Raw genomic sequence first — 11,971 nt, forward strand, 5'->3', positions numbered from 1 at the left:
GCAATTAAATCTCTAAATTACAAGCATGATGTCATCTGGAAATTATATTAATTTGTTCTCAACCAAATATTCAGCAATTTGAACAGTGTTTGTTGCAGCTCCTTTACGAAGGTTATCAGCAACAATCCACATGTTTAATGAGTTTGGTTGAGTTTCATCTCTACGTATACGTCCAACAAAAACCTCATCTTTTTCGTGAGCAAAAATAGGCATTGGGTAGCTGTTCGTAGCAGTATTGTCTTGTACAACAACTCCTGGAGTTTCACTTAATAATTGACGAACTTCAGCTAAATCGAAATCGTTCTCAAATTCTACATTTACAGATTCGCTATGCCCACCAGCAGTAGGAATTCTAACAGCTGTAGCAGATACAGAAAATGTTCTATCGTCCATTATTTTTTGCGGCTCTCTGGCTAACTTCATTTCTTCTTTTGTATATCCGTTATCTAAAAACACGTCGCAATGTGGTAAAGCATTTCTACCAATTGGGTAAGGGTATGCCATTTCGCCCTCTACACCAGCAATTTCATTTTCTAATTGACGAACAGCTTTTACACCAGTTCCAGAAACCGATTGATAAGTAGAAACCACAACGCGTTTCATTTTATATTTTTTATGTAACGGATTTAAAGCCATTACCAACTGAATTGTAGAACAGTTTGGGTTGGCAATAATTTTGTCTTCTTTAGTTAAAGCAGAAGCGTTAATTTCTGGAACTACTAATTTTTTAGTTGGGTCCATTCTCCAAGCCGAAGAATTATCTACAACAGTTGTACCTGCTTCTGCAAATTTAGGAGCCCATTCTAAAGACGTATCTCCACCGGCCGAAAATAAAGCAATATCTGGTTTCATAGAAACAGCAGTTTCTAAACCAACAACGGTATAATCTTTACCTTTATAATTTAATTTTTTACCAATTGAGCGTTCTGAAGCTACAGGAATTAATTCTGTAACAGGAAAATTGCGCTCTGCAAGAACTTTTAGCATCACTTCGCCTACCATACCAGTGGCACCAACAACAGCTACTTTCATTTTTTTTATATTTAGTTTAAAATGTGCAGGCAAAAATACATAAAAAAAGACCTTATTTAATTAAAAATAAGGTCTTTTAACAACAAATAACAGGTTGTTATTTATTAAACTTTATGTTATTTTTTTAACAAGTCTCTAATTTCAGCAAGCAAATCTTCTTGACTTGGTCCTGCTGGAGCTTCTTCAGCTGGCTCTTCTTTCTTCTTTAATTTGTTAACTCCTTTTACAACTAAGAACATTATAAATGCTACAATTATAAAATCTAAAACATTAGTAATAAACTGTCCGTGCTCTAAGTAAACTTCGCCTACCATTTCTCCAGCATCGTTTAACGTACCGTCTTTTAACTTCATTTTTAAATCTTTAAAGTCTGTATCGAATAATAAACCGATTAGCGGAGAAACAATTCCTCCTGTAAACGATGTAACTACTTCTTTAAAAGCAGCACCCATAACAAAACCAACTGCAATGTCTATAAGGTTGCCCTTCATTGCAAATTCTTTAAACTCTTTTAACATGATAAAAATTTTATTAATAGTTAGTGAGCGACTAAATTAAATAAAATAATTAAAAAAATGTTAAATTTTAGTATAAATACACGCGTTTAATGCGTTGCGAGAGAGATGTTAGAATTTCGTAAGAAATGGTATTCGCCGTTTTAGCAAAATTTTCGGCAGTATTATTAGGTCCAAAAATAATAACTTCATCACCTTCATTGCAGTTTATTTCGGTTACATTTACCATAATCATATCCATACAAACATTGCCAATTATTGGTGCTTTTTGGTTATTAATTATTACATATCCTTTTTCGTTACCATATTGCCTACCAATACCGTCGGCATGCCCAATAGGCAAGGTAGCCGTTTTTAAAGCACTATTACTAATATAGCCACGATTATAGCCAACAGATTCTCCTTTTCTTAAGGTGTGAATTTGTGAAATAATAGTTTTTAAAGTACCTATTGGTTTTAAATTTTGATTTTCTCTTACGGAGTTACCATAACCATAAAGCCCAATGCCACTCCGTACCATATTAAAGTGTGCTTCAGGATAGTTTAAAATACCCGATGTATTACATAAGTGTAAAATGGGTTGGTAGCCAATTAAATTAATAAGATCATTTGTAATAGTTTTAAAACTACTTATTTGAGCTTGAGTGAAAGATTGTTCGTTTAAATCTTCACTGGCTGCTAAATGTGAAAATATTGATTTTACTTTAATAGCCTTCGTTTTTTTTAAGGTTTTAGCTATATAAGAGGTGTCGTTTAAAGAAAAGCCTAACCTATTCAATCCAGTATTAAACTTAAGGTGTATTGGATAATCTTTCTTTTTTACTAACTCCACTTGTTCAATAAATTCATTTAAAATTTTACGACTGTATAAGTTAGGCTCTAAATTATACTCAATGAGCAAATTAAAACTTACTATTTGTGGATGTAATACTAAAATAGGCTTTTTTATTCCGGCATTTCTTAGCGAGATTCCTTCACTAGTATAGGCGACCGCAAAATAATCGACACCCAAATTTTCTAAATAAGTCGCTAATTCGTCGGTATTATTACCATAAGCATAAGCTTTAACAACGGCTAAAAATTTAGTGTTAGATGATATTTTAGATTTTAAATATAAATAATTTTCCTTTAACGCTGCAAGGTTAATTTCTAGCACAGTTTCATTCGCTTTTGGCATCGGGGTTGTCGGTTTTAGCTATCGGAACTTCTTCTGGGTTATTAACTTTAATACTTCGCACTTTATCGCGCATCATGGCTTTGTAATAAGCAGCTCTACTAAGTGGTTCATATTCTTCAACTTCACCTAAAAGTACTAAATTATCATTTTGAGCTTTACGATAGCTATATTGAGCTAAATTACCAGTTCTTGTGCAAACAGCATGAACTTTAGTAACGTATTCTGCGGTGGCCATTAAATTAGGCATTGGGCCAAAAGGGTTGCCTTTAAAATCCATATCTAGGCCAGCAACAATAACACGAATACCTTTATTGGCCAAATCGTTACAAATACGCACTATTTCGTCGTCGAAAAATTGAGCTTCATCAATTCCAACCACATCACAACCATCGGCCAGAATAGGAATATTGGCCGCGGCAGGTACAGGCGTTGATCGAATTTCGTTAGCATCATGAGAAACCACCATTTCTTCATCATAACGCACATCAATAGCAGGTTTAAAAATCTCAACTTTCTGCTTTGCAAATTGTGCACGTTTTAAACGTCGAATAAGTTCTTCGGTTTTTCCTGAGAACATGGAACCACAAATAACTTCAATCCAACCAAATTGTTCTTTAGGATTTACTGTATTTTCAAGAAACATTTTGTAAATTTAACACTAAAACAAATCGATTTTTCGTTTGTATAAAGGTGGCGCAAATTTATTAAAAAAACAAAAGGCTGTTAATAACAATTAAAAAATAAAATAATGAAGAAGAAGTTAGAATCTGAACTCATTAGTATTGCACATAAAATTTTAAAATTAAAAGGCAAAGAGGACGTAAAAAAAATGCATGAGCAAGTTGCATTATTATACGAAAAACTTTCCGTTTTAAAATTTGCCGAAGAAAACGCCGAAGCCGGCATGCCAAGCATTGGTAGTAATTCCTCGTTTTTTGGTATGTTAGATAGTGCGTTCAACAATAAAATTAGTGATAGTATTGAAGTCGAAGATAAGGTTTATATAAAACTAGAAGACGACGAAGATAACAAAGACGATATCATGGAACATGCCATTCATAAAATAAAAGATATGGCAACACTCATGCCCGATAAAGTAGATGAACCTAAAGCAAAACCCGATTTCGATGAAATTACAGCAGGTTTTCAAGAAACACCTATTTTCGAGCCAGTAACAAAAGTAACGTCTAGTTTTTCAGTTGAAAAAAAATCACTAAACGATAAGCTAAATGTTAATAAATTAAGCATTGGTTTAAACGATAAAATCGCCTTTATTAATCAACTTTTTGATGGTAAAAGTGAAGACTACGATCGTGTAATTTCGCAATTAAATACCACCGAAACCTTCACCGAAGCTCAACAATTTATTAATACCATGATTAAGCCAGACTACAATAATTGGCAAGACAAAGAAGAAATTGAAGAACGCTTTTTAGAAATTATACATGCTAAATTCAGTTAACTATTTTTAGGGTGTTACCGCACTCTAAAAGCTAACGCGAGTGCGGTCGTGCTTTCCGTTATATCTTTTTTTATTATTTGTAATACATTTGCAGCATTACAACACTTAGTCATCCTTTTAATTATTCAAACCAATTCAATAAAAAAAGGATGCCACTACAATCACTAACACATGAGTAAACTCTACATTGTACCTACTCCCATAGGAAATTTAAAAGATATTACATTTCGAGCAATCGAAGTTTTAAAAGAAGCCGATTTAATACTTGCCGAAGATACTAGAACCTCTGGGAAACTTTTAAAGCACTTCGAAATCTCAACTCATATGCAATCACATCACATGCATAATGAGCATAAAACAGTACAAAGTATTATTCAAAAATTAAAAGCCGGAACTACCGTTGCATTAGTAAGCGATGCCGGAACACCAGCCATTTCAGACCCTGGTTTTTTACTCTCTAGGGCTTGTATAGAAAATAATATTGAAATTGAATGTTTACCAGGCGCAACCGCCTTTGTACCAGCTTTAGTAAATAGCGGTTTACCAAACGATAAATTTGTATTCGAAGGTTTTTTACCCGTAAAAAAAGGCCGTCAAACAAGGTTAACCCTATTAGCCGAAGAAACACGAACCATGATTTTTTACGAAAGTCCGCATAAATTAATAAAAACTTTAGGGCATTTTTGCGAGTATTTTGGCGAAGACCGACAGGTTTCTGTATCTCGCGAGCTAACAAAAATGTTTGAAGAAACCATTAGAGGAACCGCTAAAGAAGTGTTAGATTATTACACAAACAAACCTCCAAAAGGAGAAATTGTTATTATTGCAGCTGGAAAAAAATAAGTCTGAATTTATAGCTAATAAAAACTAATATGAAATTAGAAACATTTATAAATAAACTAAAAAATAATCCTGATACCATTGAGTTTTCTGAAACTATGGAAACCATCGAAACTAACTATAATTTTACACCAACAGCTTTTAAAAACGGAGATTTACAAAATGAAGCCGGACAAAACACAGGCTCATGTAAATTATTTGCATTCGCCAAAAAGCAACATTTAAGCAAAGCAGAAACATTGGCTTGTTTTGGGAAGTTTTATTACGAAGAAGTTTTAAACGATCCAACAGGAACTGGCCACCAAAACATAAGAAATTTTATAAAAACTGGCTTTGAAGGTTTAACTTTTGAAGGAGACGTTTTAGCAGTGAAGTAACAGGCTTTTTTAAGTTGTCATTCTGTACTAAATTTAGAATCTTTTTTTCTTTTACTAAAAAATAAATCTTTGATTTTGTGTTTTTTATAAAATTCTCTACGTCTTTTAATGATGCCTTCGGATAATTATTAACATGCAAAAGCTTTTAAACAACATAAAATCATGTACTATTTGTGAGCCACATTTATTGCTGGGAGCAAGACCCGTAGTAATTGCCCATCCAGAATCTAAAATTGTAATTATCGGGCAAGCACCAGGCACAAAAGTACACGCCTCGGGCATTCCTTGGGACGATGCTAGCGGTAAACAATTACGCAAATGGTTAAATGTTACTAACAATCAATTTTACAATCCTGAAAATTTTGCTATTATACCTATGGGTTTTTGCTACCCTGGAAAAGGAAAAACTGGCGATTTACCACCGCGTCCAGAATGTGCTCCAAAATGGCACGAGTTACTTTTTAACCAGCTAAACAAAGTAGAACTTGTACTATTAATTGGCATGTACGCTCAAAATTATTACTTGGGTAAATCGGCTAAAAAAACCCTTACCGAAACGGTTAAAAACTATAACCAATATTCGCCTAAATTTTTACCATTACCACACCCATCTCCTCGAAACCGGTTTTGGCTAACCAAAAACCCTTGGTTCGAAACCAATAACATTCCTGTTTTGCAACAACTTGTAAAAAATATTATTAAAAATGGCTAAATACGAATAAACAAATTTTCAAAATACTTTAAAAGCATTGTGGTTTAACTTTAAAAAAAGTATTAACTATATTTGTATACTAACCTTTGGCAAATGAAAAAAATTCTTATTACCATTCTTGTGGTTATTATTATAATTTTTGCATACAATGAATATAAGGATTACAAGAGATTTCATCCTGAAACGTCCAGTTATAAAAGCTGCGATTGCGTAGATTTAGACTATTACAATAAAACTATTGTTTACGATTATTTTAATGCAATTGAAAACCTAAACGGATATGTTTTAATGCAATGGAGCGCTAACGAAATAGATGTTAAATCTCCTGAAAACGACAATAAAGAAACAGAATATGCCGTAAACCAATACCGCGAAAAACTTGCAAAAATTAAATATTTCGAAGCCATATTGGCGCAGTCTAAAAAATTAAAAAATAAAGGTTTTAATAATGCCGATGTTAAGAGTTTTGAATTAGAAGGTTTATCTCTTGACGCTTATAATAAAAAATTAAAAGCCGAAAAATATAAAAATCAGTTAATGTCGAGCATTCCTAAAGAAAACCTAAATTATGGTCGTGGAAGTGCGTTTGTTTACGAAGTACAAAAAATACTAATTAACAAAGGTTATAACATACCATTAGACGGAATTTTTAGATCGGAAACTAGAAATGCTATTATAGATTTCGAAACTAAACATAATTTGTTTCCCGACGGCCAAATAGACGAATCTACTCTAGAAGCTTTGTTGGAGTAATTTTGGCCTATTAAAAGCGGTTTTTTACTCGTATTTATTTAATTGAAATGTTTTTCCATCGAAAACGCCGTAGGTGTAATAAATAATCCAATCACCCAAGTTTATGTATTTTGCTTTGTCTTCAATAGAAATTTCTAGAGGCAAATGTCTGTGCCCAAACACATAGTAATCGCGATGTTTTTGGCTTTCTTTACGCTTGCAATATTGCACAAGCCATTCGTTATCTTCGCCTAAAAATTTAGCATCCTCGTCGCCCGAAATCATTTTATTCTCTACCGATAAGTATTGAGCTAGTTTTACGCCAATATCGGGGTGCAACCACCTAAACAACCACTTACAAAACGGATTGGTAAACACTTTTTTCATGCGTTTGTAACCTTTATCGCCAGGGCCTAAACCATCGCCATGTCCTATAAAAAAAGTGGTGTTGTTAAAAGTGAATTCTTTGGGTTTGTGGTAAACAGGGATGTTTAATTCTTCTTCAAAATAGCCATTCATCCATAAATCGTGGTTACCAACAAAGTAATAAATAGGTATACCAGAATCGGAAATTTCGGCAAGTTTACCTAAGGTTCTGGTAAAACCTTTAGGTACGACGGTTTTGTAATCGAACCAAAAATCGAATAAATCGCCTAAAAGGAAAATAGCTGCCGCATCTTGTTTTATTTCGTCTAACCAGGCTACAAACTTTTTTTCGCGTGGTCGCGAAGCTTCTTTTGTTGGTGCGCCTAAATGATTATCGGAAGCAAAGTATATTTTTTTTCCTTCTGGGATTTGCATGTTATAAATATATCTTTTTTATGGGTTTTAGCCTTTTTAACGGCCTATTAGTTTTGCGTTAGGTATTGAGCAATTGTTGGAGCTCCTTGAAAAGAGCGACTTGCGAAAGCCCGACCCTTGTGGTAACGCCCTAAATATTATCGTAAGCAAACCACTCGGCATACGAGGTGTCTGTTTCTTGTAGCTTTAACGAATGTAAATTGATGTGATTTGGTAGGCGCTTTTTTATTTTTTTCGCAAAATCGATAACCATCATTTCGCTTGTGGGTTGGTAATCGACAAGTAATACGTTGTGCCCACGGTCTTTTAATTCTTTGGCAAGCTCTACATGCGGCGTGTTTTGGTTGAAAACGGTGGCATGATCGAACACATCAACTATTTCTTCTTTTACAATTTTTTTAAGGTCGCCAAAGTCTATTACCATACCAAATTTTACATTGTTAGGGTCTGAAATTGGAGTGCCAATAACGGTTACGGAGAGTTTATAACTGTGTCCGTGTACGTTTTTACACTTGCCATCGTAACCGTAAAGGGCGTGACCGGTCTCGAACGAAAATTGTTTGGTAATACGAATATGGTTGCTCATGATATTGCTTAGAAAATATAATTTGCCACAAAGATATTCATTTTGTTTTACGAATCGATTTTTAGATTACATTTGCGCACTTTTATCCACGGTGGATAGATTTTATTTCTATTTGCTTATGAGCCATTTGTTTGAGGGTATTGATTTTGTTGAAAATACACTTTACGAAAAAATTATCGCGGATTTAGCGCAACAACAATTTTGTATTGTAGAGGATTTTTTCTCAAGTAATGAAGTTGAATTACTTAGAGATTCCCTTTTAAAACGAAAAACGGAAGACGATTTTAAAAAAGCTGCTATTGGTAACAAAACCAACGAAAGTATTATAAAATCGATTCGTGGTGATTTAATTTTTTGGATTGATGAGCTTATAGCTAACACTGCCGAAGGCTTATTTTACACTAAAATTAATGATTTAATTGGGTATTTAAATCGCACTTGCTTTTTAGGCGTGTTGTTTAAAGAATTTCATTACGCTATTTACCCGAAAGGCACGTTTTACAAACGCCATATTGATACTTTCCAGAATGATGATAGGCGTAAACTTTCGTTTGTGTGCTATTTAAACGAAGATGGTTGGTTGCCCGAAAATGGTGGCGAATTAGTGCTTTATCTAAAAAATGAAGAAAAAATTATTTATCCGTTTCCAGGGCGCGTGGTTATTTTTGAAAGCCAAGTTATTGAACACGAGGTTAAGCCGGTAAACACGCAACGTTTTAGTATTACGGGTTGGCTAAAAACACGATAATTTAGCGTTTTCTAATACGGTTTACTATGTAAACTATTATTAAAATTAATGCTAAAAGTAGAAATAAGCCATTACCGCTTAAAAAAGACATGAAATCCATAGGTTTGTTTTTTGAGTAAATTTAATTGTTTTTAGCTAGTGGCAAAAATAGCTGCCTGAATTTAACTATTAACGGTAAGCCACGAGCAACTATCCAAATGGTTAAGGCTATAAAAACAGCATTTAGCTTATAGCCAAAATAATTTAATGTTAACAGTAAAGGAACAAACACTACAAATGTTGAAAACAAGAGTACGTTTCTAAGAAATTTCATTTTACCAAGACCTTTAAATATGCCATCGAAAATAAAAGCTAGAGCACATAATGGCTGCATAATTAAAACTATAAAATAAATAGCGTAAAACGCATCTAAAACTTCGGTTTCGTTGGTAAAAATTCTTCCGATAGGATAATATAAAATAGCACCAATTACCGCTGTTGTAATTCCTAAAAACACACCGTACTTTATAAGTTTATTACTTAATTGAATAAGCAAACTGTACTGTTTAGCGCCATAAAGTTTACCCGATAAAATATTACCCGCACTGGCATAACCATCGATAATAAAGGCGCCTAAAAACCATAAATTTATGGCAATAGTATAGGCCGCTATATAATTGGCTCCATAACTAGTAGCGTACGAACTCGCAAAATAAAGAGTAACATTTAAAGCCAATGTTCGCACGAATAAATTTAAAATCATTAAAATAAATTTTTTAATTTCTTTATTAAATGGCAAGCTTACCTTTAAAGGTATTGGCGTTTTTTTAAGAAGATAGAATGCTGAAAGTAATGCCATTACTATTTGCGAAATTACACTAGCGTAAGCAGCTCCTTTTATATTTAAAGCTGGTAAAACATTGTTTATACCATAAACAAAAATAAAGTCTAATACAATATTTAAAGCCGCACCAATTATTGCTACAACCATTGGATAAAATGTGTTCTGTAAACCTCGAAACGCACCAAAAACAGCAATTGTAAAAAGCGTAAAAGGAAAACCAAAAACACGAATTCGGTAATAATCGACACAGTAATCTAAAATTAAATTACTAGCGTTGTACAGTTTAAATATACTTTGCGCAAAAGGATAAGTACCTAAAATAATAAACAAACTTAACGATGTAATTATAAAAATAGCTTGTGCAGGTAAATTGGTGATTTCATTTAGTTTATTAGCTCCAACATATTGAGATACAATAGAGGAAATAGCACTACGCGTTTGTCCTAAAACCCAAATAAGCATAGATAAAAATGTTGTTACTATACCAACGGCTGCTAACGATTCGGTTGCGTTTTCTGAAATATTTCCAACTACAGCAGCGTCGGTTAACGATAAAATAGGCTCTGAAACGCCCGCAATTAATGCAGGAATAGCTAGTGTGTTTATATGTTTAAAACTTATATCTGCGCTCACAATACTAGTTCGAAACAGTGAAACGGAAATTCACTTTGTTTAGGGAAAAAGATATTACCCAAGCGCTGGTAACCTCTGGTTTCATAGAATTTTACATTTCTTGAATTTTGTGAAAAGGTATCTAATCTTACCGAAACAAAATGATTAGTTTTCGCATAGTTTTCGGCAAAATTCATAAGTTTTTGAGCATAACCATTGCCTTGAACCTCCGGATGAACTGCTAACCTATGAATATAAATATTGTTTTCGTTTTTGGTAAGCCATTTAATTGGCATGTATTCTTCATCCATAAATGTTGAAATAGTTATGCAACCAATAATATTGTCTTCTATTTCTAAAACATAAAGTTCGTCGCGATTAAAATCGTTTAAAAATGGTTTTTTACTTGGATAGAACTCATTCCATTGAAAAATATTTTGTGCAATCATGTTAGCTGCACAGGCTTTTGTAATTTCTAATAACCTATCAATATCTGTAACTTTTGCTTTTCTAATCATGAAAAATGTTTACATTTACGGCAAATTTATTTTAATTTTCTTGTTTGCAATAAGAAGTTGAAACAAATATAAGTTAAACCGGGGATGTAGCTCAGTTGGCTAGAGTGCTTGACTGGCAGTCAAGAGGTCACGGGTTCGAATCCCGTCTTCTCCACAGTAATAAGAGAGCTTCGCAGCAATGTGAAGCTTTTTTAGTTTTGTACAAAATCAAGAACTAGTGTTACAACCTCGTTGAATTCTTTTGGAAGTTCGGTTTTTTCCCAAGGATGACTAGCACCAAATACATGATTAGCTTTATCAATTATTTTTAGTTCGCTGTGATTGCACCATTCTTTTAAACTGAAGGCTTCTTCAATTAAAACACTGGTATCATCATTACCATGAATTATTAAATATGGTATTTTTAATTTGCTTACTGCTCGTTTTATAGTTAAACGCTCCTCGTTTGCTATAAAATCTTCATAAAACTGAATGTAATGAGGCATTTTTTGTTTGGTACGACCATTTAAAATGTACTTTACACCGTCCTTTTGCCACTGTTCTAAATCGCCTATTGTAGAACTTCGTTTACCATAATCTGCAACTCCAGCTAAGGAGATTACCTTTGTTATCCGTATATCTTCTTCGGCTTTTATGGTTACAATACCTCCAGATCGACTGTGACCGAGTAAGGTGATATGGCTTAAATCGGCTTCATTTTTAAAATCTTCGTTATTAAATAGCCAATCGATAACCGATTTTAAATCGTCTAATTCTTTGGTGTAGTTATTATTTCCAAAAGCTTCTAAATCTGGGAAATCTATAGGTTGCTCCAACGTACCGCCATTATGCGAAAAATTAAATTTTATAAAAAACATATTAGCTTTCGCCATTGTTTCTGCCATTATATTCCAAGCACCCCAATCTTTAAATCCTTTGTAACCATGACAAAAAATAATTACAGGTTTTTTTGTGTTATTTTGTTTGAAAAACACATCGGTTACAATAGGTTTATCGTGAATACCTTTAACGGCAATATTTTTAATAATTTCCATAA

Annotated in this window: 15 protein-coding genes and 1 tRNA gene; 7 read left to right on the forward strand and 9 right to left on the reverse strand. The window is 33.3% G+C overall.

Annotated elements, in window-relative coordinates; all coding sequences use genetic code 11:
• Positions 1–42 precede the first annotated feature (42 nt).
• From PW52_RS02795 to PW52_RS02810, 4 genes are all read right to left on the reverse strand, one after another.
• Positions 43–1,032, reverse strand: coding sequence for an aspartate-semialdehyde dehydrogenase (locus PW52_RS02795; protein ID WP_044631406.1), 990 nt, complete (start codon positions 1,030–1,032; stop codon positions 43–45).
• Positions 1,033–1,148: 116 nt separating this feature from the next.
• The gene (gene mscL, locus PW52_RS02800; protein WP_044631407.1) at positions 1,149–1,550 is read right to left on the reverse strand and encodes a large-conductance mechanosensitive channel protein MscL; all 402 of its coding nucleotides are present in this window, start codon (positions 1,548–1,550) and stop codon (positions 1,149–1,151) included.
• Between the two features lie 67 nt (positions 1,551–1,617).
• Positions 1,618–2,724, reverse strand: a complete 1,107-nt coding sequence (gene alr / locus PW52_RS02805) for an alanine racemase (protein ID WP_044631408.1) — start codon at positions 2,722–2,724, stop codon at positions 1,618–1,620.
• Positions 2,708–3,367 (reverse strand): thymidine kinase, encoded by a 660-nt coding sequence (locus PW52_RS02810; protein ID WP_044631409.1) that lies wholly within the window; start codon positions 3,365–3,367, stop codon positions 2,708–2,710. Before PW52_RS02810 ends, alr begins: the two co-directional genes overlap by 17 nt.
• Before the next feature lie 105 nt (positions 3,368–3,472).
• Here PW52_RS02810 and PW52_RS02815 point away from each other — a divergent pair, with 105 nt between their 5' ends.
• From PW52_RS02815 to PW52_RS02835, 5 genes are all read left to right on the forward strand, one after another.
• Complete coding sequence (locus tag PW52_RS02815) at positions 3,473–4,186, forward strand: hypothetical protein (protein WP_044631410.1); 714 nt, start codon at positions 3,473–3,475, stop codon at positions 4,184–4,186.
• A 171-nt stretch (positions 4,187–4,357) separates the two neighbouring features.
• Positions 4,358–5,029, forward strand: a complete 672-nt coding sequence (rsmI, locus tag PW52_RS02820) for a 16S rRNA (cytidine(1402)-2'-O)-methyltransferase (protein WP_044631411.1) — start codon at positions 4,358–4,360, stop codon at positions 5,027–5,029.
• A gap of 29 nt (positions 5,030–5,058) precedes the next feature.
• Positions 5,059–5,403, forward strand: coding sequence for a HopJ type III effector protein (locus PW52_RS02825; protein ID WP_044631412.1), 345 nt, complete (start codon positions 5,059–5,061; stop codon positions 5,401–5,403).
• A 133-nt stretch (positions 5,404–5,536) separates the two neighbouring features.
• Positions 5,537–6,115, forward strand: coding sequence for a uracil-DNA glycosylase family protein (locus PW52_RS02830; RefSeq protein WP_044631413.1), 579 nt, complete (start codon positions 5,537–5,539; stop codon positions 6,113–6,115).
• Between the two features lie 93 nt (positions 6,116–6,208).
• On the forward strand, positions 6,209–6,868 hold the full coding sequence (locus PW52_RS02835) for a peptidoglycan-binding domain-containing protein (protein ID WP_044631414.1): 660 nt from the start codon (positions 6,209–6,211) through the stop codon (positions 6,866–6,868).
• A 24-nt stretch (positions 6,869–6,892) separates the two neighbouring features.
• Here PW52_RS02835 and PW52_RS02840 read toward each other — a convergent pair whose 3' ends face one another.
• Positions 6,893–7,648, reverse strand: coding sequence for a UDP-2,3-diacylglucosamine diphosphatase (locus PW52_RS02840; protein ID WP_044631415.1), 756 nt, complete (start codon positions 7,646–7,648; stop codon positions 6,893–6,895).
• A gap of 130 nt (positions 7,649–7,778) precedes the next feature.
• Positions 7,779–8,234, reverse strand: coding sequence for a 6-pyruvoyl trahydropterin synthase family protein (locus tag PW52_RS02845; RefSeq protein ID WP_044631416.1), 456 nt, complete (start codon positions 8,232–8,234; stop codon positions 7,779–7,781).
• A 118-nt stretch (positions 8,235–8,352) separates the two neighbouring features.
• On the opposite strand from PW52_RS02845, the gene PW52_RS02850 reads away from it, so the two are divergent.
• Positions 8,353–8,982, forward strand: coding sequence for a 2OG-Fe(II) oxygenase (locus PW52_RS02850; protein ID WP_044631417.1), 630 nt, complete (start codon positions 8,353–8,355; stop codon positions 8,980–8,982).
• Positions 8,983–9,103: 121 nt separating this feature from the next.
• On the opposite strand, the gene PW52_RS02855 is transcribed toward PW52_RS02850, so the two are convergent.
• Positions 9,104–10,438, reverse strand: a complete 1,335-nt coding sequence (locus tag PW52_RS02855; RefSeq protein WP_044631418.1) for an MATE family efflux transporter — start codon at positions 10,436–10,438, stop codon at positions 9,104–9,106.
• Entirely contained in the window at positions 10,435–10,935 is a 501-nt protein-coding gene (locus tag PW52_RS02860) for a GNAT family N-acetyltransferase (protein WP_044631419.1), read from the reverse strand. Before PW52_RS02860 ends, PW52_RS02855 begins: the two co-directional genes overlap by 4 nt.
• Positions 10,936–11,015: 80 nt before the next feature.
• Here PW52_RS02860 and PW52_RS02865 point away from each other — a divergent pair.
• A tRNA-Ala gene (locus PW52_RS02865) sits at positions 11,016–11,089 on the forward strand.
• 37 nt (positions 11,090–11,126) lie between these two features.
• On the opposite strand, the gene PW52_RS02870 is transcribed toward PW52_RS02865, so the two are convergent.
• Entirely contained in the window at positions 11,127–11,969 is an 843-nt protein-coding gene (locus PW52_RS02870) for an alpha/beta hydrolase family protein (protein ID WP_044631420.1), read from the reverse strand.
• Positions 11,970–11,971: the final 2 nt, after the last annotated feature.

Origin of the sequence: Neotamlana sedimentorum (assembly GCF_000943565.1) — a bacterium.
Taxonomy (GTDB): Bacteria; Bacteroidota; Bacteroidia; order Flavobacteriales; family Flavobacteriaceae; genus Neotamlana; species Neotamlana sedimentorum.